Origin of the sequence: Modestobacter muralis (assembly GCF_010682105.1) — a bacterium.
Lineage (GTDB): Bacteria > Actinomycetota > Actinomycetes > Mycobacteriales > Geodermatophilaceae > Modestobacter > Modestobacter muralis.
This window is the reverse complement of record NZ_JAAGWH010000005.1, coordinates 39,294-65,371: the sequence shown is the minus strand read 5'-3', so window position 1 is coordinate 65,371 and position 26,078 is coordinate 39,294. Positions and strand designations below refer to the sequence as shown.

Annotated in this window: 25 protein-coding genes; 19 read left to right on the top strand and 6 right to left on the bottom strand. The window is 74.5% G+C overall.

The features are described 5' to 3' along the window. The 15 genes from GCU67_RS01820 (at position 1) to GCU67_RS01750 (ending at position 18,735) form a co-directional block, all read left to right on the top strand. Complete coding sequence (locus GCU67_RS01820) at positions 1–882, top strand: AAA family ATPase (protein ID WP_163609376.1); 882 nt, start codon at positions 1–3, stop codon at positions 880–882. Beyond that, a complete protein-coding gene (locus tag GCU67_RS21570) occupies positions 872–2,059 on the top strand; it encodes a VWA domain-containing protein (protein ID WP_163609375.1) in 1,188 nt (395 codons plus the stop codon). Before GCU67_RS01820 ends, GCU67_RS21570 begins: the two co-directional genes overlap by 11 nt. 12 nt (positions 2,060–2,071) lie before the next feature. Continuing rightward, a complete protein-coding gene (locus tag GCU67_RS01810) occupies positions 2,072–3,193 on the top strand; it encodes an XdhC family protein (protein WP_163609374.1) in 1,122 nt (373 codons plus the stop codon). 165 nt (positions 3,194–3,358) lie between these two features. Further along, the gene (gene bar, locus GCU67_RS01805; protein WP_163609373.1) at positions 3,359–4,462 is read left to right on the top strand and encodes a barbiturase; all 1,104 of its coding nucleotides are present in this window, start codon (positions 3,359–3,361) and stop codon (positions 4,460–4,462) included. 266 nt (positions 4,463–4,728) lie between these two features. Beyond that, positions 4,729–6,201, top strand: a complete 1,473-nt coding sequence (locus tag GCU67_RS01800; protein ID WP_338104701.1) for a uracil-xanthine permease family protein — start codon at positions 4,729–4,731, stop codon at positions 6,199–6,201. Beyond that, entirely contained in the window at positions 6,198–7,073 is an 876-nt protein-coding gene (locus tag GCU67_RS22650) for an FAD binding domain-containing protein (RefSeq protein WP_163609372.1), read from the top strand. The genes GCU67_RS01800 and GCU67_RS22650 overlap by 4 nt, the downstream gene beginning before the upstream one ends. Before the next feature lie 62 nt (positions 7,074–7,135). Further along, positions 7,136–7,669 carry a (2Fe-2S)-binding protein gene (locus tag GCU67_RS01790; protein WP_163609371.1) on the top strand — a complete coding sequence of 178 codons (534 nt, stop codon included), beginning with the start codon at positions 7,136–7,138 and terminating at the stop codon, positions 7,667–7,669. A gap of 85 nt (positions 7,670–7,754) precedes the next feature. After that, entirely contained in the window at positions 7,755–10,169 is a 2,415-nt protein-coding gene (cutA, locus tag GCU67_RS01785; protein ID WP_163609370.1) for an aerobic carbon-monoxide dehydrogenase large subunit, read from the top strand. Further along, positions 10,166–10,858, top strand: a complete 693-nt coding sequence (locus GCU67_RS01780; protein ID WP_163609369.1) for an SRPBCC domain-containing protein — start codon at positions 10,166–10,168, stop codon at positions 10,856–10,858. Before cutA ends, GCU67_RS01780 begins: the two co-directional genes overlap by 4 nt. Positions 10,859–10,954: 96 nt before the next feature. Then, positions 10,955–13,039 carry a hydantoinase/oxoprolinase family protein gene (locus tag GCU67_RS01775; RefSeq protein ID WP_163609368.1) on the top strand — a complete coding sequence of 695 codons (2,085 nt, stop codon included), beginning with the start codon at positions 10,955–10,957 and terminating at the stop codon, positions 13,037–13,039. After that, a complete protein-coding gene (locus GCU67_RS01770; protein WP_163609367.1) occupies positions 13,036–14,907 on the top strand; it encodes a hydantoinase B/oxoprolinase family protein in 1,872 nt (623 codons plus the stop codon). Before GCU67_RS01775 ends, GCU67_RS01770 begins: the two co-directional genes overlap by 4 nt. Positions 14,908–14,911: 4 nt before the next feature. After that, positions 14,912–15,751: an SDR family oxidoreductase gene (locus tag GCU67_RS01765; protein WP_163609366.1), complete on the top strand. Its 840-nt coding sequence runs from the start codon at positions 14,912–14,914 to the stop codon at positions 15,749–15,751. Positions 15,752–15,804: 53 nt separating this feature from the next. Beyond that, the gene (locus GCU67_RS01760; protein ID WP_163609365.1) at positions 15,805–16,320 is read left to right on the top strand and encodes a MarR family winged helix-turn-helix transcriptional regulator; all 516 of its coding nucleotides are present in this window, start codon (positions 15,805–15,807) and stop codon (positions 16,318–16,320) included. Positions 16,321–16,412: 92 nt separating this feature from the next. Next, a complete protein-coding gene (locus tag GCU67_RS01755) occupies positions 16,413–17,837 on the top strand; it encodes an amidase (protein WP_163609364.1) in 1,425 nt (474 codons plus the stop codon). 85 nt (positions 17,838–17,922) lie between these two features. Beyond that, positions 17,923–18,735: a copper homeostasis protein CutC gene (locus GCU67_RS01750; RefSeq protein WP_211660588.1), complete on the top strand. Its 813-nt coding sequence runs from the start codon at positions 17,923–17,925 to the stop codon at positions 18,733–18,735. On the opposite strand, the gene GCU67_RS01745 is transcribed toward GCU67_RS01750, so the two are convergent. The 4 genes from GCU67_RS01745 to GCU67_RS01730 form a co-directional block, all read right to left on the bottom strand. Further along, a complete protein-coding gene (locus GCU67_RS01745) occupies positions 18,701–19,312 on the bottom strand; it encodes a TasA family protein (RefSeq protein WP_163609363.1) in 612 nt (203 codons plus the stop codon). The two genes, GCU67_RS01750 and GCU67_RS01745, sit on opposite strands and share 35 nt — an antisense overlap. A gap of 148 nt (positions 19,313–19,460) precedes the next feature. Further along, a complete protein-coding gene (locus GCU67_RS01740; protein ID WP_163609362.1) occupies positions 19,461–20,876 on the bottom strand; it encodes an amidase family protein in 1,416 nt (471 codons plus the stop codon). 8 nt (positions 20,877–20,884) lie between these two features. Next, a complete protein-coding gene (locus tag GCU67_RS01735) occupies positions 20,885–21,139 on the bottom strand; it encodes a hypothetical protein (RefSeq protein ID WP_163609323.1) in 255 nt (84 codons plus the stop codon). An 86-nt stretch (positions 21,140–21,225) separates the two neighbouring features. Further along, positions 21,226–22,167, bottom strand: coding sequence for an EamA family transporter (locus GCU67_RS01730; protein WP_163609361.1), 942 nt, complete (start codon positions 22,165–22,167; stop codon positions 21,226–21,228). A gap of 69 nt (positions 22,168–22,236) precedes the next feature. Between GCU67_RS01730 and GCU67_RS01725 the strand changes: the two genes are divergently transcribed. The 3 genes from GCU67_RS01725 to GCU67_RS01715 all read left to right on the top strand — a co-directional run bounded on the left by GCU67_RS01725 (position 22,237) and on the right by GCU67_RS01715 (position 24,162). Continuing rightward, the gene (locus GCU67_RS01725) at positions 22,237–23,091 is read left to right on the top strand and encodes a LysR family transcriptional regulator (protein WP_163609360.1); all 855 of its coding nucleotides are present in this window, start codon (positions 22,237–22,239) and stop codon (positions 23,089–23,091) included. 294 nt (positions 23,092–23,385) lie between these two features. Continuing rightward, positions 23,386–23,799: a hypothetical protein gene (locus GCU67_RS01720; protein ID WP_163609359.1), complete on the top strand. Its 414-nt coding sequence runs from the start codon at positions 23,386–23,388 to the stop codon at positions 23,797–23,799. A gap of 159 nt (positions 23,800–23,958) precedes the next feature. Then, positions 23,959–24,162 (top strand): cold-shock protein, encoded by a 204-nt coding sequence (locus GCU67_RS01715; RefSeq protein ID WP_014741881.1) that lies wholly within the window; start codon positions 23,959–23,961, stop codon positions 24,160–24,162. 99 nt (positions 24,163–24,261) lie between these two features. Here GCU67_RS01715 and GCU67_RS01710 read toward each other — a convergent pair whose 3' ends face one another. After that, positions 24,262–24,720 carry a hypothetical protein gene (locus tag GCU67_RS01710; RefSeq protein WP_163609358.1) on the bottom strand — a complete coding sequence of 153 codons (459 nt, stop codon included), beginning with the start codon at positions 24,718–24,720 and terminating at the stop codon, positions 24,262–24,264. A gap of 154 nt (positions 24,721–24,874) precedes the next feature. Between GCU67_RS01710 and msrB the strand changes: the two genes are divergently transcribed. Further along, complete coding sequence (msrB, locus tag GCU67_RS01705; protein ID WP_163609357.1) at positions 24,875–25,288, top strand: peptide-methionine (R)-S-oxide reductase MsrB; 414 nt, start codon at positions 24,875–24,877, stop codon at positions 25,286–25,288. 59 nt (positions 25,289–25,347) lie between these two features. Here the strand turns inward: msrB and hemQ are convergent, their stop codons facing one another. After that, positions 25,348–26,064, bottom strand: coding sequence for a hydrogen peroxide-dependent heme synthase (hemQ, locus tag GCU67_RS01700; protein ID WP_163609356.1), 717 nt, complete (start codon positions 26,062–26,064; stop codon positions 25,348–25,350). Positions 26,065–26,078: the final 14 nt, after the last annotated feature.

The following is a 26,078-nucleotide window of genomic DNA, read 5'->3' as shown; positions in this document are numbered from 1 at the left end:
GTGGACCAGCTCACCGACCCCGCCGCCGTCGCCGCCGCCCTGAAGGCGACCGGCTACCTGCCCGACGAGGGCCTGGCGACGGCGGCGTTCCTGGCGCTGGCCCTGCACCGGCCGCTGTTCCTGGAGGGCGAGGCCGGCGTCGGGAAGACCGCGCTGGCCCACGCCCTGGCCGAGGTCACCGGCCGGCCGCTGTACCGGCTGCAGTGCTACGAGGGGCTGGAGGCCAGCTCCGCCCTCTACGACTGGGACTTCGGCCGCCAACTGCTGCACCTGCGCGCCGCCGAGGCCGCCGGCACCGCCACCGACACCGCGGAGCTCGAGGCCGGCCTCTACGACCGCCGGTTCCTGCTGGCCCGCCCCCTGCTCCAGGCGCTGGAGGACTCCCCGGCGGTGCTGCTCATCGACGAGGTCGACCGGGCCGACGACGAGTTCGAGGCCTTCCTGCTCGAGGTGCTCAGCGACTTCACCATCTCCATCCCGGAGCTGGGCACGGTCCGGGCCGAGACCCCGCCGCTGGTCCTGCTCACCTCCAACCGCACCCGTGAGGTGCACGACGCGCTCAAGCGCCGCTGCCTCTACCACTGGCTCGAGCACCCGGACTTCGACCGCGAGGTGGCGATCCTGCGCCGCCGGCTGCCCGAGGTCACCGAGACCCTCGCCCGCCAGGTCGCCTCCGCCACCGCCCGGCTGCGCGAGCTGGACCTGCTCAAGCCCCCCGGGGTCGCCGAGGCGATGGACTGGGCCAGCGCGCTGCACGCCCTGGGTGCCCGGGAGCTCGACCCCGACACCGCGGCCCGCACGCTGGGGGCGGTGCTGAAGTACCGCGAGGACGGCGAGCGGGTGCGCGCCGCGGGGCTCGGGGTGCTGTTCGGTGCCGGCTGACGCACGGCGGGACGTCGTCGCCGCCGTGCTCGGGTTCGCCCGCACCCTCCGGCACGCCGGGGTCGCCGCCTCCCCCGACCGGGTCGCGGCGATGCTGGACGCCGTCGCGCACCTCGACGTCCTCGACCCGGCCGCCGTGTACTGGGCCGGCCGGCTGACCCTGTGCGGCAGCCCCGACGACCTGGACCGCTACGACGCCGCCTTCCCCGCCTGGTTCGGCGGCGAGGTCCCGCGCGCCCACCCCTCCGCACCGGCCACGCGGCCGCGGATGGTGCGCTCCGCACCGCTGGAGACCGGCGTGGGGACACCGGACGGCGAGGAGCCCGACGACCTCGCGACGCGGGCCAGCGGCGCGGAGGCGCTGCGCCACCGGGACGTCGGCGAGCTCACCCCCGCCGAGCGCGCGCGTCTGCGGCGGCTGTTCGCGCTGCTCGCCCCGGCCACCCCGATGCGGCCCTCGCGCCGCCGGCGGCCGGCCCCGCACGGCTCGGTGCACGTCGGGCGCACCGTGCGCGGCGCGCTGCGCAACGGCGGGGAGGTCACCCGGCTGGTGCGCCACCGGGCCCGCCCGCGACCGCGCCGGGTGGTGCTGCTGGTCGACGTCTCCGGCTCGATGACCCCCTACGCCGACGCGCTGCTGCGGTTCGCGCACGCCGCCGTCCGGGCCCGGCCGTCCTCCACCGAGGTGTTCACCATCGGCACCCGGCTGACCCGGGTCACCCGCGAGCTGCGGCTGCGCGACCCCGACCGGGCGCTGGCCGCCAGCGGCCGGGCTATCCCCGACTGGTCCGGCGGCACCAGGATCGGTGAGGTGCTCAAGGCGTTCCTGGACCGGTGGGGGCAGCGGGGCACCGCCCGCGGCGCGGTGGTCGTGGTCTGCAGCGACGGCTGGGAGCGGGGCGGGGCCGAGCTGCTGGGCGAGCAGATGGCCCGGCTGCGGCGGCTGGCCCACGCGGTGGTCTGGGTCAACCCGCACAAGGGGCGGCCGGGCTACGAGCCGCTCGCCGCCGGGATGGTCGCGGCGCTGCCGAGCGTCGACGTCTTCGTCTCCGGGCACAGCCTGGCCGCCTTCGAGGAGCTGGTGCGCGTGATCGAGCGCGCCCCGGCCCCGGCAGCTCCCCCACCGCGCGCCCCGGCCCGGCGCCCCCGACTGCAGGAGGACCGCGATGCGCGCTGAAGGAGCTGTCGGATGAGAGACGTCCTGGGTGACCTCCTCGGGTGGTGGCAGGCCGGGGAGACCGTCGGGGTCGGCACCGTCGTGGACACCTGGCGCTCGGCCCCCCGGCCGGCCGGGGCCGCGATGCTGGTCGGCCCGGGCGGGACGGCGGTGGGCAGCGTGTCCGGCGGCTGCGTCGAGGGCGCGGTCTACGCCCAGGCCGAGAAGGTCGCCCGCACCGGGGAGCCGGCGCTGCAGCGCTACGGCGTGAGCGACGACGACGCCCTCGCCGTGGGCCTGACCTGCGGCGGCGTCCTGGACGTGTTCGTGGAGGCCGTGTCGCAGGAGACCTTCCCCGAGCTCGGGCAGGTGGCCGCCTCGGTGGCCGCGCACGAGCCGGTCGCGGTGGTCACCTGCGTGCGCGGCCCGGCCGGGCGGCTGGGCAACCGGCTGGTGCTGTGGCCGGACCGGACGGCGGGGTCGCTGGGCAGCGCGCGGCTGGACGAGGCGGTGGCCGACGACGCCCGGGGCATGCTCGCCGCCGGCCGCACGGCGACGCTGGCCTACGGCTCCGACGGCGAGCGGCGCGGTGACGAGCTCACGCTGTTCGTCGCCTCCTACGCCCCGCCGGCCCGGATGGTGGTCTTCGGCGCCATCGACTTCGCCGCCGCGGTCGCCCGGGTGGGGTCCTTCCTCGGCCACCGGGTGACCGTCTGCGACGCCCGGCCGGTGTTCGCCACCGCCCGCCGCTTCCCCGACGCCGACGAGGTGGTCGTGGACTGGCCGCACCGCTACCTGCAGGCCGAGGCCGACGCCGGGCGGATCGACGAGCGCACCGTGCTGTGCGTGCTCACCCACGACCCGAAGTTCGACGTCCCGCTGCTGGAGGTCGCGCTGCGGCTGCCGGTGGCCTACGTCGGCGCGATGGGCTCCCGGCGCACCCACGACGAGCGGCTCGGGCGGCTGCGCGAGGCCGGGCTGACCGAGGCCGAGCTGGCCCGGCTGTCCTCCCCGATCGGGCTGGACCTGGGCGCCCGCACGCCGGAGGAGACCGCGATCTCCATCGCCGCGGAGATCGTCGCCGGCCGCTGGGGCGGGTCCGGCGAGCGGCTCACCGGCGGTGAGGGCCCGGTCCACCGCACCGCCCACCGGTGACCGACGCCACTCTGACCCGTCGGAAGTAGTTCACTGCTAAGGGAATCGGGTCTAGGGTGGCCGCGAGGTCGCCGACGGTGGGAGCACCGCGGCGGCGCACCCGACGGCGTCGGCGCCGTCCCCGAGCACAGCCTGCCCGATCCACCTCACCCCCTGGAGATCGCCGTGCCCGCACCGATCGAGGTCCGCAAGGTCCCCCTGCACAACGTCAGCGACGCCTCCGAGCTCGCGGCGCTGATCGACTCCGGCGTCATGGACGCCGACCGGGTGGTCGCCGTCATCGGCAAGACCGAGGGCAACGGCGGCGTCAACGACTACACCCGGATCATCGCCGACCGCGCGTTCCGCGAGGTGCTGCTGGCCAAGGGCACCCGGTCGGCCGAGGAGGTCGGGGAGATCCCGATCGTGTGGTCCGGCGGCACGGACGGCGTGATCAGCCCGCACGCGACGATCTTCGCGACCCTGCCCGAGGACTCGGTCGAGAAGACCGACGAGCCGCGGCTGACCGTGGGCTTCGCGATGAGCGAGACGCTGCTGCCCGAGGACATCGGCCGGCTCACCATGGTCGAGAAGGTCGCCGAGGGGGTGCGGCGGGCGATGGCCCAGGCGGGCATCACCGACCCCGCCGACGTCCACTACGTGCAGACCAAGACGCCGCTGCTGACCATCGAGACGATCCGGGACGCGCACTCCCGCGGCCAGGAGACCTACTACGACGAGCCGCACGGCTCGATGGACCTCTCCAACGGGACGACGGCGCTGGGCATCGCGCTGGCGCTCGGGGAGATCGAGATGCCGGAGCAGAAGCAGGTGATGCGCGACTTCTCGCTGTTCAGCGCGGTCGCCTCCTGCTCCTCGGGCGTGGAGCTGGACCGGGCGCAGATCATCGTCGTCGGCAACGCCCGCGGCCACGGCGGCGCCTACCGGATCGGCCACTCGGTCATGACCGACGCGCTGGACTCCGACGGCATCTGGACCGCGATCCGCAACGCCGGGCTGGACCTGCCCGAGCGGCCGCACACCAGCGACCTGGGCGACCGGCTGGTCAACGTCTTCCTCAAGTGCGAGGCCGACCCGACCGGCTACGTCCGCGGCCGGCGCAACGCGATGCTCGACGACTCCGACGTCTTCTGGCACCGGCAGATCAAGGCCACCGTGGGCGGCGTGGCCGCGGCGGTCACCGGCGACCCGGCGGTGTTCGTGTCGGTGGCCGCGGTGCACCAGGGCCCCTCCGGTGGCGGCCCGGTCGCCGCGATCATCACGGCCTGAGCGCCCCGCACGACCCCGGCGTCGGACCCGCCTGCACGGTGCACCCGTGCAGGCGGGTCCGACGCGTGCGTGTCCGGAACGCGTCCTGCGGTTACGTTCTCGTAAGAGCGAGAAGATTTAGCACTGAGGTACTTCCGTCGGCAGGTGATCCGTGACACCTTCCGGGTGCGGCGACCGACCCGCCGGAGAACGCCCCAGGACCTGCCTGCGGCGCCCTCCGAGCCCAGCGGTGTCGAGTCCGGTGTCGCACCTGTCGAGGAGGACCTGTGGCGTTGGGATTGGGCTGGAAGCTCTACGAGGGTGGCAAGACCCCGCCGGTGGACGGGGCGGTCGCGCCCGACGAGCGGCTGTCGTGGCCGCGCACCATCGGCATCGGTGCCCAGCACGTCGTCTCCATGTTCGGCGCGACGTTCGTGTTCCCGCTGATCATGGGCCTGGACGCGAACCTGGCGATCATGATGAGCGGGATCGCCACGATCATCTTCCTGCTGGTCGTGCAGGGGAAGGTGCCCAGCTACCTGGGCACCAGCGCCGCCTTCGTCGGCGGTGTCGTGGCCATCCGGGCCAGCGGCGGCAGCTCCTCCGACGTGCTCGGCGCGATCCTGGTCTCCGGGATCGTGCTGGCACTCGTCGGTGTGCTGATCAGCGCCCTGGGCCCCCGGACGGTCAACGCCGTGCTCCCCCCGGCGGTCACCGGTGCCGTCGTCCTGATCATCGGCTTCAACCTCGCGCCCGTGGTGGCGAACACCTACTGGCCCCAGGACCAGTGGGTCGGCCTGGCCACCATGGTCTTCGTCATCGTCGCCTCGCTGCTGCTGCGCGGCTTCTGGGCCCGCATCTCGATCCTGCTGGGCCTGGTCTTTGGGTACCTGCTGTCCGCGCTGCTGGACGTCACGGCCGGTCCGATCACCTCGGTCCTCGGCGGCGCCACGGAGGCCACCACCCACGACCGGCTGGACCTCTCCGGCGTCGGCGCGGCGGACTGGATCGGGCTGCCGACCTTCACCGCACCGACCTTCTCGTTCAACTTCACCCTGCTGGTGCTGCCGGCGGTCATCGCCCTGGTCGCGGAGAACGCCGGTCACGTCAAGGCGGTCGCCGCGATGACCAAGCGGGACCTCGACCCGGTCATGGGCCGGGCGATCTTCGCCGACGGTCTCGCCACCGTCGTCGCCACCTCTGTCGGTGGCTCGCCGACGACCACCTACGCCGAGAACATCGGCGTCATGGCCGCCACCCGGATCTACTCGACCGCGGCCTACTACGTCGCCGCCGTCGTCGCGCTCCTGCTAGGCCTGTGCCCGAAGTTCGGCGCGCTGGTCAACGCGGTCCCCGGCGGCGTGCTCGGCGGGATCACGGTGATCCTCTACGGGATGATCGGCCTGCTCGGCGTCAAGATCTGGAAGGAGAACCGGGTCGACTTCGCCAACCCGATCAACCTGGTGCCGCTGGCCGCCGGGATCATCATCGGGATCGGCAACGTGCAGCTGGTGTTCAACGAGAACTACTCGCTGGGCGGCATCGCGCTCGGGTCGATCGTGGCCGTCGCCGGCTGGCACCTGGCCCGCGTTCTCGCCCCCGCCGAGATGCGCACCGCCCTGCTGGCCGAGGCCGGCCCCTACGGCAGCGGCGAGCCCCTGGCCGACCAGTTCGGCGGGCGGCACGAGAGCCCCGACCCCTCCTCGGTCGACCAGGCCGCCCGCCGGCGGAGCACCGGTGAGGGCACGGTCGACAGGTGAAGCCGGCCCCGTTCAGCTACGCCGACCCGGACAGCCTCGACGAGGCCCTCGCGGTCCTGTCGGCGGAGGGCGAGGGTGCCAAGGTGCTGGCCGGCGGGCAGTCGCTGCTGCCGCTGCTGAACATGCGGCTGGCCGCACCCACCACGCTCGTCGACATCAACCGGGTCCCCGGCCTCGACCAGATCGAGGCCGGGGGGTCCGGGGTCCGGGTGGGCGCCCTGGTGCGGCACGCCGCGCTGCTGCGGTCGGCCGAGGCGAGCGCCGTCCAGCCGCTGCTGGCCCGGGCGACGGCGAACGTCGCGCACCCGGCCATCCGCAACCGCGGGACGACGGTCGGCTCGATCGCGCACGCGGACCCCTCCGGGGAGATGACCGCCGTGCTCGCGCTCACCGGCGGCTCGGTGACCGTGGCCACGCCCGACGGGACCTCGTCGGTGGACTGGGCGGACCTCTTCCTCGGCCCGCTGGAGACCTCGGTGCACGGTCCGGCCGTGGTCACCTCGGCCTTCTTCCCCGCGCTGGCACCCCGGTCGGGCACCGCCTTCGCCGAGGTGGCGCGGCGCAAGGGCGACTACGCCGTCTGCGGGGCCGGCGTCATGGTGACCCTCGACGAGGACCGGCGGGTGGCGTCGGCCCGGGTCGCCTACATCTCCGTCGGGCTGGTGCCCGAGGTGCACGACCTGACCGACGCCGTGGTCGGCCGCCCGGTGGACGCGGCCGACTGGGCCGCCGCCGGGGTGATGGCCCAGGGGCTCGTCGACCCGGACGGCGACCTGCACGCCAGCGCCGACTACCGCCGGCTGCTGGTCGGCGCCCTCACCGCACGCACCCTGGCCTCGGCGGCAGCCGAGGCCCAGGAGCGGTCGGCCTGACACCCGGGCCGGGCACCGCCCGCACCCCCTCCCGCACCACCCGACCAGCCAGGAGGCCGGCCATGAGCACCAGCACAGCACGGGGCACCAGCACCGAACGGACCGTCAGGGTGACGGTCAACGGAGTCCCGCAGCAGGTCACCGTCCCGGTCCGGCGGCTGCTGTCGGACGCGCTGCGTCACGACATGGGGTTGACCGGCACCCACTCGGGCTGCGAGCACGGCGTCTGCGGATCCTGCACCGTGCTCGTCGACGGCGCGGCGGTCCGGTCCTGCCTGGTGCTCGCCGTGCAGGTCGACGGCGCCGCGGTGACCACGGTGGAGGGCCTGAGCCGGTCCGACCACCAGGGCGGGCAGGTGCTGCACCCGATCCAGGAGGCCTTCCGGGAGTGCCACGCCCTGCAGTGCGGCTACTGCACGCCGGGCTTCCTGACCACCATCGCCGCCGGCCTGGACGCCCGGGACCCCGCGGTCCCGATCACCGAGGACGAGGTCGACGAGCTGGTCGGCGGCAACCTCTGCCGCTGCACCGGCTACGCCAACATCAAGAAGGCCTGCCGGCACGCCGCCGAGCAGATGCGCCAGGCCGCGTCATGACCACCGTCAGCAGAGGCATAGGTACCAACACGTGCATCTCGGGCTGGAGAACGCAGGGATTGGTACCTATGCCTGAGGGGGCGCAGTGACGACGAAGCTGTTCGGGGAGCCGGTCCGCCGGCGCGAGGACGCCCGGCTGATCGTCGGCCAGGGCCGCTACCTCGACGACATCGGCTCCGGCGCCTACGCCGCGGCCTTCGTCCGGAGCCCGTACGCGCACGCCCGGGTGGTCGACATCGACGTCTCCGGCGCGCTCGAGGTCGAGGGGCTGCTGGCGGTCTACACCTACGAGGACCTCACCGGCCCGATGGCCGAGCCGCTGCCGGTGCTCATCCCGCACCCGCAGCTCACCCACGCCCGCACCGGCTACACCCTCGTCCGCGACGTCGCCCACCACGTCGGCGAGGCCGTGGTCATGGTGGTGGCCGTCGACCGGTACGTCGCCGAGGACGCCGCCGCGCTGATCGAGGTCACCTGGGAGGAGCTCCCCGTGGTGGTCGGTGTCGACGCCGCCGAGGCCGCGGTGCACGCCGTCCACCCCGACGTCCCGGACAACGTGGCCGCCCGGCACCACCAGGAACGGGGGGACGTCGAGGCCGCGCTGGCCGCGTCGGCGCACACGCTGAGCTTCACCCAGTACTTCGAGCGCAGCGCGTCGATGCCGATGGAGGGCAAGGGCGTGCACGCCCGCTGGGACGCCGACGACTCCGCGCTGCGGGTCCACTCCAGCACCCAGGCCTCGACCTCGGTGCGGGCGGCGATCGCGGCGAAGCTGGAGCTGTCGCTGGAGAAGGTCGAGGTCATCGCCCCCGACGTCGGCGGCGGGTTCGGCGTCAAGATCATGCACCCGTGGCCCGAAGAGCTGCTCGTCCCGATGGCGGCGATCAAGCTGGGCCACGAGGTCAAGTGGGTCGAGGACCGCCGGGAGCACTTCATCTCCAGCGCCCACGAGCGGCAGCAGCGCCAGGAGGTCGCCGTCGGGTACGACGACGACGGCCGGATCACCGCCCTGGACGTGCTGGTCTGGCACGACAACGGGGCGTACACGAACTACGGGATCATCGTCCCGATCAACACCGCGACCCAGCTGTGCGGGCCCTACGACATCCCGGTCTACCGGGCCCGGGTCAACAGCGTCTACACGAACACCGTGCTGGTGACCCCGTACCGCGGCGCCGGGCGGCCGCAGGGCACCTTCGTCATGGAACGCACCATGGACCGGATCGCCCAGGAGCGCGGCCTTGACCGGCTCGAGGTGCGGCGGCGCAACCTGATCCAGAACGACCAGTTCCCCTACGACTGGGGCATGACGTTCCAGGACGGCCGGCCGCTGGTCTACGACTCCGGCAACTACCCGGGCCTGGTCGACAAGCTCGAGGCGCTGGTCGACTGGCCCGGCCTCGAGGACCGCCGGGCCGAGGCCGCCACCCGGGGGAAGCTGCTGGGCGCCGGCATGGCGATGTACGTCGAGGGCACCGGCCCGGGGCCCTACGAGGGCGCGCACGTGGAGGTGCTCGGCAGCGGCAAGGTGCTGGTCTCCACCGGGCTCACCTCCCAGGGCCAGGGGCACGAGACGGTCTTCGCCCAGCTGGCCGCCTCCGAGCTCGGGGTCCCGATCGAGGACGTCGAGGTGACCACCGGCGACACCCGGCGGTTCGGCTACGCGGTGGGCACCTTCGCCTCCCGGGCCGCGGTGGTGAGCGGCAACGCGGTCGCGCTGGCGGCCAAGGGGGTGCGGGAGAAGGCGCTGCGCATCGCCGCGGAGCTGCTGGAGGCCGACCCCGGCGACCTGGAGATCGACGAGGGCCTGGTCCAGGTCAAGGGGACGCCCGGTGCCTCGATCCCGCTCCGCACCGTCGCCGTGCTGTCCAACCCGCTGCGGTACGCCTTCGACGAGGCGGCCCGGCAGGCCACCCAGTTCGCCGGGCCGGGCGACGACTCCAAGCCACCGATCGCGGTCGGGGACTCCCCCGGCCTGGAGTACACCGACTACTACTCCCCGCTGCGCTCGACCTTCGCCGCCGGCGCCCACGCGGCGGTGGTCGAGATCGACCCGGCGACCTGGGAGATCGACGTCGTCCAGTACGCCGTGGTGCACGACTGCGGCAACGTGGTGAACCCGATGATCGTCGAGGGCCAGGTGCAGGGCGGGGTGGCTCAGGGCGTGGGCGGGGCGCTGTACGAGCGGATGGCCTACGACCGCGACGGGCAGCTGCAGAACGCCTCGTTCATGGACTTCCTCATGCCCTACGCCAGCGAGGTGCCCGACGTGGACATCGACCACCAGGAGACGCCCTCGCCGCTGAACCCGCTGGGCATCAAGGGCGCCGGCGAGGCCGGGGTGATCCCCGGCTCGGCCGCGATCGCCTCGGCCATCGAGGACGCCGTGGGCCGCCGGATCGCGGCGATGCCGATCAGCCCCACCGAGCTCTACGACCTGATGCGCTCCGACGGCGAACAGGTGCCCCGCCTCCCCTCTGCGACAGGAGTCCCCGCGTGAACCTCGACGGCAGTGCGGTGCTCAGTGCCCCACCCGAGGACGTGTGGTCGGTGATCACCGACCCGGCCGTGCTGGCCCGCACCATCCCCGGGTGCCTCTCCCTGGACCAGGTGGGCGAGGACAGCTACACGATGTCCGTCTCGGCGGGGGTGGGCGCCATCCGCGGCACCTACGCCGGCGAGGTGCGGCTGGCGGAGATGAACCGGCCCTCCTCCTACGTCATGCACGCCAGCGGGTCCGGCGGCCCGGGGTCGGTGCGGGCGACGGTGCAGATCGGGCTGGCCCCCTCCGGCGAGGGCACCGAGCTGACCTGGTCGGCGGACGCCGTCGTCGGCGGCGCGGTCGCCGGGGTCGGCCAGCGGATGATCTCCGGGGTCGCCAAGCGGATGGCCGGGCAGTTCTTCTCCGCGATCGACGGGGAGCTCACGAACCCGCCCGAGGCCGAGGCGCCGTCGGCGGTGGCGAGCGCGGCGGCGGTCTCCTCGACCAGCGTCGACGGGCAGTCCGCGGAGCCTGCGTCGTCGCCGTCCGCGCCTCCTGCGCGGCGCGCGGCGCCGGCCCGGCCGGTGGCCGGCTCCGGCGGGTGGGTGCCCGGCGAGGCGCGGCCGCTGCTGGTCGGCGTGGCCGGCGGTGGCCTGCTGACCCTGCTCGGCGTCTGGGTCGGGTCCCGCCTCGGCCGCGGCCGCTGACGCCGTCCGGTGCGGCCGCCGCCGACGCGACCGCACCGGTCCGGCAGTTCCCGCGCCCCCTTCCGCCCAAAGTATCTCACCGCTAAGGTAAATGCCATGGGGACACCTGCCCGACAACGTCAGATCCGCATCGGCATCGACACCGGCGGCACGTTCACCGACGTCGTCGCCGTGGACGAGGAGACCGGCCGGACGGCCACGACCAAGACGCCCTCCACCCCGGCCGACCCGGCCGAGGGCTTCCTCACCGGGGTCCGCAAGGTGCTGGACCTGCTGGGGCTGGACGGCTCGAGCGTCACCGCGGTCAGCCACGGGACGACGGTGGCCACCAACCAGCTGCTGGAGGGCAAGCTGGACCGGCTCGGGTTCATCACCACCGAGGGCTACGAGTCGGTCCTGGAGATCGCCCGCCAGTCGGTGCCCGACGGCTACGGCAACAGCTACTTCTGGGTCAAGCCGCCGCGGATCGTCCCGGCCGACCTGGTGCGCACGGTGCGCGGCCGGCTCGACGTCACCGGCGCCGAGGTGCGCCCGTTCTCCCGCGAGGACGCCGTCGCGGCCGCCCGGTTCTTCCGCGACGCCGGCATCACCACCATCGGCGTCTGCTTCCTGCACTCCTACGCCGACGACGCCCACGAGCGCGCGATGCTCGAGGTCCTGCGCGAGGAGTGCCCGGACGCGGTCGTGTCGATCTCCAGCGAGGTGCTGCGCGAGTACCGCGAGTACGAGCGCTCGGTGACCACACTGGTCGACGCCGCGGTGAAGCCGAAGGTCGGCGCCTACGTGCGCAACATCCGCCACCGGCTCGACGAGCTCGCGCCCGGGGTGCCCTTCTACGTGATGAAGAGCAACGGCGGCGTGCTGTCGGCCGCCGAGGTGGTGCACCAGCCGATCACCACGATGCTCTCCGGGCCGGCCGCCGGGGCGCTGGGCGCGGCCCTGATCGCCGGGGTCGCCGGCTTCGACCGGGTGCTCACCTGCGACGGCGGGGGCACCTCGACCGACGTCACGGTGGTCGTCGACGGCCAGCCCACGCTCACCACCGAGGGCTCGGTCGGCGACTATCCCAGCAAGATCCCGATGATCGACGTCGTCACCGTCGGCGCCGGCGGCGGGTCGATCGCCTGGCTGTCCCCCGAGGGCACGCTCAAGGTGGGGCCGAAGTCGGCCGGCGCCGACCCAGGCCCGATCTGCTACGACAACGGGGGCGACCAGCCCACCGTCACCGACGCCCACGTCGTCCTGGGCCGGATCCCCCCGCACCTGCTCGGTGGGGAGATCCCGCTGTCGGTCGACGCCGCCCGCGCCGGGCTCGAGACGCTCGGCGCCACGCTGGGGATGACGGTCGAGCAGGCCGCCACCGGCATCCTGGAGATCTCGGCGTGGAACCAGGCCAACGCGCTGCGCCAGGTCACCGTGGCCCGCGGCCTCGACGTCCGCGACTTCACCCTCACCACGTTCGGCGGCTCGGGTTCGCTGCTGGCCTGCCGGCTGATGGACGTCCTGGGCCTGCCCCGCACGCTCGTCCCCCCCAACCCGGGCAACGTCAGCGCCTTCGGGCTGCTCACCGTCGACGTCCGCAACGACTACGTGCAGACGATGGTCTCCCGGCACACCGACCTCGACCTCGACCGGCTGCGGGCCATCTACGTCGACCTCGAGGCGCAGGCGGCCGCGGCGCTGGAGGGCGAGGGCTTCGGCCCCGACGCCCAGCGCCTGCAGCGCAACGCCGACCTGCGCTACGTCGGGCAGGCGTTCGAGGTGCGCGTGCCGGTCCCCGACGGCGTGCTGGACGCCGCGGCTGCCGAGCAGGCGGCGCAGGCCTTCCACGCCGCGCACCGGCAGCTGTACGGCTACGACTTCGTCGACGACCCGCGCCAGGCGGTGGAGTGGGTGAACCTGCGGGTGACCGGCATCGGCCCGATCCGCCGCCCCGACGTCGTCGAGCTGCCCGCCCGGGACGGCGGGCCGGAGCGGGCCGTCACCGGACGGCGCCCGGTCTTCTTCGACGACTGGGTCGACACACCGACCTACGACCGGACCGGGCTCGCCCCCGGTGACGTGGTCCCGGGCCCGGCGATCGTCGAGGAGTTCGGCTCGACGGTCCCGGTGCACCCCGGCTTCTCCGCCGCCGTCGACGCCCACGGCAACCTGCTGCTGACCAAGGAGGACGCGCGATGAGCGAGACGCGGAGCAAGGTCCAGGCCGACCCGGTGCTCGTCGAGATCGTCGCCGGGACGCTCGCGGCGATCGAGAAGGAGGTGGAGACGTCGATCGGGCGCACCTCCCGCTCACCGATGATCCGGGACGCGCACGACTTCCGGGCCGGCATCCACGACCGGCAGATGCGCAAGCTCACCGGGCGGTCGTACTCCGCGCTCGTGCAGCCGGTGGTGCGCGACTACCCCATCGCGACGATGGCCCCCGGCGACGTCTACTTCCACAACGACGTCTACCTCTCCGAGGGCGGCATCGGCCACCTGCCCGACCTCTGCGTCACCGTGCCGGTCTTCGCCGACGTCGATGGTGCGCCCACCGTGGTGGCGTTCGTGCAGGCCTTCGGCCACCACGACGACATCGGTGGCGCGGTGCCCGGCTCCATGCCCTCGGCGGCGACCAGCGTGTTCGAGGAGGGCCTGATGGTCCCGCCGATCAAGCTGTGGGACCGCGGGGTGCCCAACGAGAGCGCGTTGAAGATCATGACCCGCAACTCGCGGATGCCGGACTCGCTGGCCGCGGACCTGGACGCGGAGTGCTCGGCCTGCCTGGCCGGCGCCCGGCGGCTCGGCGAGCTGTTCGACCGCTACGGCGTCGAGGCGATCGAGGCCTGCTTCGAGGCCAGCCTGACCAGCTCCACCGAGGTGTATCGGCGGGAGGTGCTGTCCCAGATCCCCGACGGCACCTACGTGTGGGAGGACTACGCCGAGCACGACGGCGTCGACGAGCCCCAGCTGCACCGGCAGCGGATCACCCTGACCATGGACTCGACCGCCGACGTCCCGCTGGTCATCGACTTCACCGGCACCGGCCCGCAGGCCAAGGGCCCGATCAACCACTGCGGCGACTACGCCGACGGCAACTTCCTGAAGAAGTGGCTGGCGCCGATCCTGCGCAACCTCGCCGCCACGCCGGAGCGGATGGCGCAGCTGGACGTCAACGAGGGCGTCGTCCCGCTGATCGAGATGCGTTTCCCCGAGAAGGGCACGCTGCTCACGCCGATCTTCCCGGCGCCCACCAACGCACGGACGTTCGTCATCCTGCGCCTGCTCGGGGTGCTGGCGGGCGCGCTGGCCAAGGCCACGGGCGGCCGGATGCCCGCCGACCAGGAGACGATCCGCTACACCGGGGTCTACGGCACCGACGCCGACGGCGAGCCCTACCTCATGCGCGAGGTGCTCGGCGGCGGGTCGGGCGGGCGCTACTACGCCGACGGGGAGGACACGATCCACGTCGTCCCGGACTCCCGGAACCTGCCGACGGAGTTCACCGAGTCCCGGTTCCCGCTGCGGATCGAGCGCCTGGCGCTGGCGCAGGACTCCGGCGGGCCGGGCCGGTACCGCGGTGGCTGCGGCTACGAGAAGGACATCCGGGTGCTGCGCGACGCGCACTTCATGTCCATCGCGGACCGCTCGATCCTGTCCTGCTGGGGCGTGAAGGGCGGCAAGGCGGGTCGGCCGTTCTCCATCACCGTCGACCCCGGCGGGCCCGACGAGCACGAGGTCGACGCGCTGGCCGACGCGGAGCCGCTCACGGCCGGCACCGTGGTGCGGGTGCGGACGACGGGCGGCGGTGGCTGGGGCGACCCGCTGGAACGCCCGGTCGCCGAGGTGCTCCAGGACATCGCCTGGCGCAAGGTCAGCGTCGACGGCGCCCGCCGCGACTACGGCGTGGTGGTGCTCGCGGACGGCTCGGTCGACCAGGCGGCCACCGACCGGCTGCGGGCGGAGGTCCGGGACGGCCGGGCCGACGTCGAGCCGTTCTTCGACCGCGGCCCCGGCTACGCGCTGCTGTCCGGTGGCGCGGCCGCCAACGAGTACGACTTCCTCTGAGCCGATGATCGTCGTCACCGCCGCCGGGGGCCGCACGGGGCTGGCCGTGGTCGCCGCGCTGCGCGCCCGCGGCCAGGCCGTGCGCGCCCTGGTGTCCTCGCCGCGCGCCTCGGCGTCGCTGACGGCGCTCGGGGCGGAGGTGGTGCAGACCGATCTCACCGACGTCGACTCCCTGCCGGCGCGGCTGGCCGGGGCGCAGGCGGTCCACCTGATCTGGCCGAACTTCGACGCCCGGGAGCAGGCGGGCTCCGTCGCGGTGCTCGCGGCCGCCCGGCGGGCCGGCGTGGGCCGGCTCGTCCACCACTCCGTCCTGCACCCGCAGGTGCGGGCCATGCCGCACCACGCCGCCAAGGAACGGGTCGAGGAGGCGGTCGTCGGAGGCGGGGTGCCCTGGCGCGTCCTGCGGCCCTGCGCCTACGCCGACAACCTCGACGCGGGCCTGTCCGACGTCGCGGCGACCGGGCGCTTCTCCAGCCCCTGGGGACTCACCCGCGGGCAGTCGCTGGTCGACCTCCGCGACGTCGCCGAGGTGGCCGCCGTGCTGCTCACCGAGGACGGCCTGGACGGCGGCACGTTCGAGGTGGCCGGCCCCGAGCCGCTCACCGCCCCGGCGATCGCCGGGCTGCTCGCCCAGCGGCTGGACCGCGAGGTGACGGCGGTGGACGTCGTCCCCGACCGGCCGGTGCCCCCGGTCTCCGACTACGCGGCGCACTGCCGCCGGCTGATGTTCGACTGGTACCGGGAGCACGGGTTCACCGGCACGCCCTGGGCGCTCGAGGCGCTGCTGGGCAGGCCGGCCCGGACCCTGGCCGACCACCTGGCCGCGCAGGAGGTCACCCGGTGACCGACCTCGCTGGACGGGCTGGGGCCCGGCGACCCGTCGTTAGCATGACCGCCATGGCGCAGGCGGACGCGGACGCGGTGGACCTGATCCTGGAGCAGTGGGGGCGGGAGCGGCCGGACCTGGACTGCTCCCCCATGGGCGTCATCGCCCGGGTCACCCAGGCCCAGCGCGAGGTCTACCTCGCCCAGCGGGAGACCTTCGCCCGCCACGGCCTCGACGCCGCCGCCTTCGACGTCCTGGCGGCGCTGCGCCGCGCGGGCCGGCCCTACCAGCTCACCCCGACGGCGCTGATGCGCACCGCGCTGGTCACCTCCGGCGCGATCACGCAGCGGCTGGACCGGCTCGAGGAGAAGGGCCTCATCTCCCGCGAGCCCAGCGAGGACGACGGCCGCGCGGTCCTGGTCACGCTCACCGAGCTCGGCGGGCAGGCCCTGGACGCAGCACTGCCCGACCACCTGGAGACCGAGCGCCGACTGCTGTCCGGCCTGAGCACCGACGACCAGCAGCTGCTCGCCGGTCTGCTGCGCCGCCTGCTCATCACCCTGGGGCGCACGCCGGCCGCGCCCTGATCGACGGTCGACGACGCGAGGTACCTCAGCGCTAAGATGTCCCGGCGACCCGCTCCGGGCCCGGCACTGCCGACTGACCAGGGATGCCGACGATGACCTCAGTCCACGAAGACCTGTGCACCCGACCGGCGACCGAGCTGGCCGCCCTCCTGCGGGACCGGCAGGTGTCCGCGCGTGAGCTGGTGGACGCCCACCTGGACCGGATCGACCAGCTCAACCCCGGGCTCAACGCGATCGTGACGCTCGACGCCGAGGGCGCCCGGGCCGCAGCCGACGCGGCCGACGCCGCGCTCGCCGCCGGCGAGGACGTCGGCCCGCTGCACGGCCTGCCGGTGGCCCACAAGGACACCCACATGACCGGCGGGATGCGCACGACCTGGGGGTCGCCGCTGCACGCGGACACCGTGCCGGCCCGCGACGAGCTCGTCGTCGCCCGGCTCAAGGCCGCCGGCGCCATCCGGGTCGGCAAGACCAACACCCCCGAGTTCGCCGCCGGCTCGCACACCTTCAACACCCTCTTCGGCGTGACGCACAACCCCTACCGGCACGGGCTCTCCGCCGGTGGCTCCTCCGGCGGGGCGGCGGCCGCACTGGCCGCCGGGCTGGTGCCCCTCGCCGAGGGTGGCGACATGGGCGGGTCGCTGCGCAACCCGGCGGCCTTCAACAACGTGGTCGGGCTGCGGCCGACGCCGGGACGGGTGCCCTCCCACCCCGCGCCGGTCGGGTGGTCGCAGATGCAGGTGCAGGGCCCGCTGGGCCGCACCGTGGCCGACGTGGCGCTGCAGCTGTCGGCCCTCGCCGGGCCCGACCCGCGGGTCCCCATCTCGCTCGGCGACGGCGGGGCCTCCTTCGCGGCGGCGCTGCCCGAGCGCCTGGACGGCCTGCGCGTGGGCTGGGCGCCGGACCTGGGCGGCCGCATCCCGGTCGACCCGGCGATCACCGAGGTCCTGGGCACCTCGGTCCGGGTGTTCGAGGAGCTCGGCGCCCGGGTGGACGAGGCGTGCCCCGACCTCACCGACGCCCAGCAGGTGTTCGAGGTGCTGCGCAGCTGGCAGTTCGAGGCGACCTTCGGCGAGCGGGTGCGCCGCACCCCGGAGTCGTTCAAGGAGTCGATCCGCTGGAACGTCGAGGTCGGGGCGAAGCTGACCGGCGCCGACGTGGGCCGCGCCGAGCTCGCCCACACGAAGCTGTACGAGCGCGTCGTGGCCTGGTTCGACCAGTACGACGTCCTGCTGGCACCCACCACGCAGGTGCTGCCCTTCCCGGTGGAGATGGAGTACCCGACCGAGGTCGCCGGCGTCCCCCAGGACGACTACCTGGGCTGGATGCGCTCCTGCACGATCATCACCCCCACCGGCTGCCCGGCGCTGTCGGTGCCCGGCGGCTTCACCGCCGACGGCCTGCCGGTGGGCCTGCAGGTCATCGGCCCGCCGCGGGGCGACCGGCGGGTGCTGGAGGTCGGGCACGCGTTCGAGCAGGCCACCGGTTTCGGACGGCGCCGCCCGCCGCTGGGGTGAGCACCGCCCTGGACCCCCTGCTGGTCCTCCTCACGGTGCCCGGGCCGGGGCGCCCGCCCGCCCGCGCACGGGCCGGGAGCTCCGCATGACGCTGGTGGAGATCTGCGTCGACGACGTCGCCGGGGCCCGCGCCGCCGAGGAGGCGGGCGCTGACCGGGTCGAGCTGTGCGCCGATCTGCTCGAGGGCGGCATCACCCCCAGCATCGGCATGCTGGAGCGGACGCTCGCCGCGGTGACCCGGGTGGGGGTCCAGGTGCTCGTCCGGCCTCGTGGCGGCGACTTCCGCTATGACGCGGACGAGGTCGCGGTCATGCGCGCCGACATCCGCGCGGCCCGCACCCTGGGCGCAGGCGCCACCGTGCCGGTGGGGTTCGTGCTCAGCGGGCTGACCACCGACGGCCGGGTCGACCGAGCGGTGCTCGCCGCACTGCTGGCGGAGTGCGGTGACGCACCGACGACCTTCAGCAGGGCCTTCGACGACGTGGCCGACCGGCGGGCTGCGCTGGACGAGCTCGCCGCGCTGGGCGTGCACCGGGTGCTGACCTCGGGCGGAGCCGCCACCGCGTCGGCCGGCGCCGCGGAACTGCGGGCGCTCGCGACCGACGGCCGGGTGATCGTGCTCGCCGCCGGGTCCGTGCGGTCGGGCACCGTCGGTGACCTGCTGACCCGCACCGGGGTCCCCGAGGTCCACCTGCGCGCACCCGGCCCGCCGGCGGCCGGCTCCGCACGTCCCCGGCGGAGGTCGCTGCCGTCGTCACCGCCGTCCGGGCCCATCGGGACCAGAGGTGACCGACGTGCCGACAGGCGACGTGCCCGGAGCCGGCCAGGGCTGGTGACCCCCGGGCCCGGCCGGGGCGCGCGTGTCAGCGGGTGGTGCCGGTGGCCTGGGTGCCGGTGAAGGTGAAGGCCATCCGGCTGCGCGCGCCCTGGAACGCGTTGCCAGCGCCCTCGGGCAGCGCGACCGAGACGGCCAGGTGGTCGACCCCGCCCACGGCCAGGCTGGCCGGGGTGGCGAGCACCCGGCTGCCCGCGACCGGGCCGGCGGCGAGCGTGCGCTCGGTGCCGCTGCAGGTGTACACCGGCGCCCCGCCGACGAGCGCCGTCGACCAGACCACGTCGCAGGACCGGACGGTGAGCTGCAGGCCGTTCGCGGTGTCGGTGTCCAGCACGCTGGACTGCAGCGGGACGGCGGACAGCGAGACCGAGGCCATCGGTGCCGTGCCGTCGTTGCGCAGGTCGACCACGCGGGTCATCCGGTCGCCGGGGAGGAAGCCGGCCACGTCGAGCGGGTACGCAGAGCCGCCGGCGTCGGCCAGGTCGATCGAGACCACGCCCGAGGAGACCGTCGCGGCCAGCGGGGTGGTGCTGTCGGTGAAGGACCCGAAGGTGCCCAGACCGGCCACCGCGGCGGCCGCGCCGAGCACGCCGAGCGAGCCGATCACCCTGCGGGTGCGCGTGCGGGCGGTGGTGGTCATGTCGGCTCCTCGTGCTCGTCCCGGCCGCCGGTCCCCCCGGCGCCGAGGACGACGGTGCCGCCACCGCCGCACGATCGGCGCGTGCGCTCCGCAGGATCTCCGCAAGACCGCCGGACACCGCCGGAGGCGGACGGCCGGGGTGCCGGGGTCAGGCCGCCTGCGCCGCGTCCACCAGCTGCGGCATCCGCAGGTGCCAGTCGGTGCGGCGCTGGAACGCGTCGCCGGCGCGCAGCACCGCCTGCTCCTCGAAGGGACGCCCGGCGATCTGCAGTCCCAGTGGCAACCCCCCGTCGGTGAACCCCATGGGGACCGACAGCACCGGGTTGCCCGTGGCGTTCCAGTAGCCGGCGCGCACCGTCGTGCCCCCGTCGTCCAGCCGGCTCCACCGCGTCTGGACCAGCGGCGGGGCACCGGCGGTCACGGTCGGGGTGACCACCAGGTCGACCTGCGCGAAGAGCTCGGCGACCCGGCGCATGCCGACCCGGCGGACCCGCTGGGCCTGCACGAAGTCGGTCGCGCTGTAGTACAGGCCCGAGGCGATCCGGCTGCGGGTCAGCTTCCCGTACCGCGACCACTGCCGCTCGAAGTCCGGCTGGTGGTAGGTGGCGGCCTCGACGAACATGGTCATGACGTTGACCAGGTTCAGCTCCGCCCAGAGCGGCAGCCGGACGTCCACCACCTCCGCCCCCGCGGCGCGCAGCACCTCGACCGCGACCGCGAGCACCCCGGGCACCGCGGGGTCGTCGCCCCGCGCCGGGGCCGCCGACATGTCGTCGACGCCGATCCTCAGCCCGGTCAGGTCGCCGGTCAGCGCGGCCGGGTAGTCCTCGACGGGCTCACGGACGGAGCTGGGGTCGGAGTCGTCGGCGCCGGCGAGCACCGACAGCAGCAGGGCGCAGTCGGCGGCGCTGCGGGCCATCGGGCCGATGCGGTCCATGCTGTAGGCCAGCGGGACGCACCCGGACTTGGGCACCCGGCCGTAGGTCGGCATCAGCCCGGTGATGCCGCAGAACGCCGCCGGGATGCGGATGCTGCCGCCGGTGTCGGTGCCCAGGCCGGCGAGGAACTGCCCCGTCGCCACCCCGCTGCCCGTCCCCGAGCTGGACCCGCCGGGGTGGTGGCCGACGTCCCAGGGGTTGCGCAGCTCGGGGAAGGGGCTGCCCTCGTCGGCCTCCCCGATGGCGAACTCGGCGGTGGTCGTCTTGCCCATCATGATCCCGCCGGCGCGGCGGAGCCGGGCGACGGCGACGGCGTCGCGGCGGCCGTTCCACTCCGGGTCGTGCACCAGGCTCATCGCCGTGGTCGGGCCCTCGGAGGTGGTGATCAGGTCCTTGACGCCCAGCGGCACGCCGGTCAGCGGCCCCACCGGGTCCCCGGAGGCGAGCCGGGCGTCCGCGGCGGTCGCCGCCGCACGGGCCTGGTCGACGTAGCGGTCCAGGAAGGTGCCGAACCGGGCGTCCAGCCGGTCGGCCGCGTCGATCGCCTGCTCCACGAGCTCGACGCTGGACACCTCCCCGGCGCGCAGCGCGGCCGCGGCGGCGGTGACGGTCAGCGGTGCGTCCACGACCGGTCTCAGGCCCGCGCGCTGAACAGCACGGCCGGCTCGTCGTAGCGCGCCTCGGGGACGGCGTAGAGCAGCCGCACCGCGGCACGGGCGGCCCGGAAGCCCGCGACCAGGCCGGCGATCTCGTCCTCCGCGGGCGTCAGGTGGGCCATCGCCAGCAGCGCGCGGACCGCGGTCTCGGGGTCCGGACCGGGCTCGGCGGGCAGGTCCGCGGCAAGTTCGGCGGCGAGCGCGACCGCCGCCGTCGCGTACATCTGGGTCACTCGTTCCTCCGGTGCGGGGGTGGTGGACGCGACCCCGACGAGGGCACGGCGGGGCGAGGGTATCCACGCGGCCGGCGCTCAGCCGGTCACCGCCCCGTGTCGCCCCTGCGCCGCGCCGGGCCCCGGTGGGCGAGCAGCTGGCTGGCCACGTTGGCGACCACGATGGCGACGATGCCGGCCCAGGCGTCCCAGCCCAGACCCTCCCCCAGCACGACCAGCCCGACCACGGCGGCGAGCACCGGGTTGATGCTCATGAAGACCCCGTAGGCACCGGTGGCCACCCGGCGCAGTGCCTGCAGGTCGACGAACAGCGGCACCGCCGAGGCGAGCACCCCGGCGGTGACCGCGCACGCCACGGTCGCCGCCGACGGCGGGTGCTGGGCGAGCACGACCACCCCGACCGGCAGGAAGAGCAGCGCCGAGATCCCGGCCGCCGTCGCCGGCCCGGCCCCGCCGGGCACCCGGGCACCGATCTCCCGGTTGACCAGGATGTAGGCCGCCCAGCAGCCGCCGGCCAGCAGGCCGAGCCCGATGCCCGGGTAGTCGGTGGTCGGCTGCGGCCGGGTGAGGACGAGGACGCCGCCGGCCGCGACCAGCGCGCACAGCAGCGGCCCCCTCCCCCGGGCGCCGAGCAGGGCCAGCGACAGCGGGCCGAGGAACTCCAGCGTCACCGCCAGGCCGAGCCCGATCCGGTCGACGGCGCTGTAGAGCGAGAGGTTCATGGTGGCGAAGACGACGACCAGCAACAGCACCGGCCGCCACTGGGCCGCGGTGAACCGCCAGGGCCGTGGCCGGGCGACGGCCACCAGCACCGCCCCGGCCACCCACTGCCGGACGGCGACCACGCCCACCGCACCGATGGCCGGGAACGCCAGCGCCCCGACGGCGGCACCGACCTGGTTGGACAGCGCGCTGCCGACCATCATCGCCACGCCGACCCACGCGCCCCCGGCCGGCGGGGTCACCGGTCCCGCCGGCCGCTCGGCAGCCTGCTGCACGCCGTCCGCCAGAGCCTGGTCCGTCCGCATGAGGAGACTGTGCGGGACCGGGGTGCGATGCGCACAATGCAATCGACGCGCTCCCCATACGCTGCACGCATGGCTCTCGAACTGCGTTCCCTGCGCTGCCTGGTCGCGATCGTCGACGCCGGGACGCTGACCGACGCCGCGATCGCGCTGGGGGTCTCGCAGGCGGCGGTGTCCCGCACGCTGGCCGGCCTGGAGACCGAGCTCGGCGTCCGGCTGCTGCACCGCACCGCCCGGCAGGTGACCCCGACCACGGCCGGCTCCCGGGTGCTCCCCCGGGCCCGGCGGCTGCTGGCCGACGCCGACCAGCTGGTCGCCGACGCCGCCGGCGGCACCGGCCGGCTGCGCATCGGCCACGCCTGGTCGGCGATGGGCCGGCACACCCTGGACTTCCAGCGCCGGTGGGCCGCCGCGCACCCGGCGGTCGAGCTGGCGCTGGTGCGCACCAACTCCCCCACCGCCGGGCTGGTCGAGGGCGCCTGCGACCTCGCCGTGCTGCGCACCGAGCCCGACCCCCGCCGCTTCGACAACGCCCTGGTCGGCCTGGAGCGCCGACTGGTCGCCGTGGCGGCCGACGACCCGTGGGCCCGGCGGCGGTCGGTGCCGATGGCCGAGATCGGCGGGCGCACGCTGCTCATCGACCGGCGCACCGGCACCACGACCCCGGAGATGTGGCCGGCCGGCGCCCGCCCGGCGGTCGAGTACACCAACGACGTCGACGACTGGCTGACCGCGATCGCCACCGGGCGGTACGTCGGGGTGACCGCGGCAGGTACCGCGGCGCAGTACCGCCGTCCCGAGGTGGTCTACCGGCCCATCCGGGACGCCGAGCCGATCGCCGTCCGGCTGGCGTGGTGGCGCAGCGACCCGCATCCGGCGGCCGCGGCGGCCGTCTCCCTGCTCACCGAGCTCTACGGGCGGGGCTGACCGGGGCGCGACCCCGGGCGGGACGGGTCGTCCTCAGGCAGGGACGCTCACGTCGTGCCTGCTGCTGGTGCTGACCAGCCTGGCGATCGGTCTGCGCCCGCCGGGTCCTCGACCCCCGGCAGCCCGGGCAGACGGCGCGGCCACCGGTCCACGAGGCCACCGCCCAGGCCTGGGCACGCACCTCCCTCACCCCTGCGGGTGACCGCACCCCGACCAGACGGCTCCGCGGCTCTCCCCGCGGGCACCCGGTGTCGTTGAGGACCCGTCGGGTCGAGGAGATGAGGAGCGCGGGCGATGCGGGTGACCTTCCTGGTGTACGGCGTGCTCTACGTCGTCATCGAGGTCGTCGGGTACCAGCTGGAGCAGGTCAGCTGGCCGGCGGTCACCGCGCTGGACGTCGCGACCGCGCTGACCGACGCCTTCCTCACCGTCGCCGTCCTGGTCGGCGTGCTCGTGGGGATCGACGTGCTGGGCCACCGCTGGCGCCGGGCCCGGCAGCTGCGGCTGGTCGAGGAGGCCCGGCTGGCCACCGCCGAGTGGGCCGACCCGGGCACCCTCGACGTCCGGTCCTGGCGGGCCGAGCCGGTTCCCCCGCAGCTGGCCCTGCCGGCGTCCCCGCGCCGGCGACGCCGCCGGAGCTCCGCCGAGGAGGCCTACGCCGACAACGCGTACGCCCGCCCGGTGGCCCCGCCCGGCCGCCTGCTCTGAGCCCCGGACGGCGGGCACCGGACCGCGGATCTCCGGTTCGTCTGAACTCTTTGCGCCCCGATCACCCACGGAGGGCCCCGAGCAGCTAGGGTCGTCCTCGTCGGGAAGGCCCTGCGCACTGGCAGGACCCCGACGATCAGCCTCAGCTAGGAGCGCGCAATGCCCGAAGGAACAGTGAAGTGGTTCAACGCCGAGAAGGGGTTCGGCTTCGCCACCCCTGATGGTGGCGGCCCGGACGTCTTCGTCCACTACTCGGCCATCCAGACCAGCGGGTACCGCTCGCTCGACGAGGGCCAGCGCATCTCGTTCGACATCGAGCAGGGCCAGAAGGGCCCGCAGGCTGCGAACGTCAACCCGGTCTGATCTAGGACCGGGCTGCTGACGCAGCTCTCTGGAACCACCGACAGTGCCCTCGCCCGGGTAACCGGGCGGGGGCACTGTCGCGTCCGGGCCCCCGCCGGGTCAGCGGGCCCGCGGGACGTAGCCGCCGATGAGCGCGGACATCAGCAGCGCACCGGCGTCCGGGCCGACCGCGGCCGCGGCGTCGGCGAACGCCCGCCAGCGCTCCCGCTCCAGGTCCGACATCGCGCCGGTGGCCCGTGCCTCGGCCTGCTCGAGCAGCCGCTCCCACTCCGTCTGCGGGGTCGGCCACAGCCCGGTGAGCCGGCGGGCCTCCCCCGAGATCGTGGTGAACCGGACGATCTCCCCGGCGTGGTTGGTCAGCGCCTCGACGTAGCCGGCGGTGACGAGCGCGTTGGCGGCACCGACGACGTCCGGCTTGGGCAGGCCGCTGGCCGGGACGACGGCGCCGAGGTAGGGCGCGCTGCCGTGCGGCGGTGCGTCGATCAGTCGTGCGATGGCGCGGAGCACGGGCAGGTCGCGGGTGAACCAGGTGTCGGCCAGGGGCAGCGGGGTGGTCATGGGTCCTCACCGGAGAGTGCGGCGCCGCCGGACGCGGCACCGTGTCCACGGTACGAGCCCCCCGGTCGACGGCCGTTGGTCACCCTCAGCAGGGGTGCGGTGACCTGCGCGGGAGGCCCCACCGCCGGTGGCGGGGCCGCCGTACGGTGGGGTCATGACCACTTCCGCCCACCAGCCCCAGGTCGTGAAGAGCGACGAGCAGTGGCGCGCCGAGCTGTCGCCGGAGGAGTACGCCGTCCTCCGCCAGGCCGGCACCGAGCGGCCCTACACCGGTGAGTACGTCGACACGAAGACCGTCGGCACCTACTCGTGCCGGGCGTGCGGGGCCGAGCTGTTCCGCTCCGAGACCAAGTTCGACTCCCACTGCGGCTGGCCCTCGTTCTACGAGCCGTCGGCGCAGGACAACGTCGTCCTCCGCGACGACACCCAGTACGGGATGCTGCGCACCGAGGTCCTCTGCGGCAGCTGCCACAGCCACCTCGGCCACGTCTTCGCCGACGCCCCGCAGACCCCGACCGGCGACCGCTACTGCATCAACTCGGTGAGCATCACCCTCACCGAGGCCTGACCCGTCGAACGCGAGTGGCCCAGGACCCGTCGGGTCCTGGGCCACTGGCGTTCAGCGCGTCAGGGGAGGTCGGCGACCAGCTCGGCGATCTCCTTGCGGGTGCCGGTGTAGAACGGCACCTCCTCGCGCACGTGCCGGCGGGCGCGGCTGGCCCGCAGGTCGCGCATGAGGTCGACGATGCGGTACAGCTCGTCGGCCTCGAAGGCGAGCATCCACTCGTAGTCACCGAGGCCGAACGAGGCGACCGTGTTGGCGCGCACGTCGGGGTACGGGCGGGCCTGCATGCCGTGCTCCTTGAGCATGTCCCGCCGCTCCTCGTCGGGCAGCAGGTACCACTCGTAGGACCGCACGAAGGGGTAGACGCAGACGAAGCGGCGCGGCTCCTCCTCGGCCAGGAAGGCCGGGATGTGGCTGCGGTTGAACTCGGCCGGGCGGTGCAGCGCCATCTGCGACCACACCGGGTCCAGCCGGCGGCCGAGCTCGGTGCGGCGGAAGCGGCCGTAGGCCTCCTGCAACGCCTCCGGAGCCTCGGCGTGCCACCAGATCATGAGGTCGGCGTCAGCGCGCAGCCCGGCCACGTCGTAGACCCCGCGGACGACGACGTCCTTGCCGGCGAGCTCGTCGAACAGGGCGCTGACCTCGTCTGCGGCGGCCGGGCGCTGGCCGTCGGCCAGCGGGCGGGCCATCCTGAAGACCGACCACATCGTGTACCGGATCCGGGCGTTCAGCTCGTTCGCCCGCTTGCCGATGCTGCGCTCTTCGGTCTGCTCGCTCATGCCCCCATTGTCGC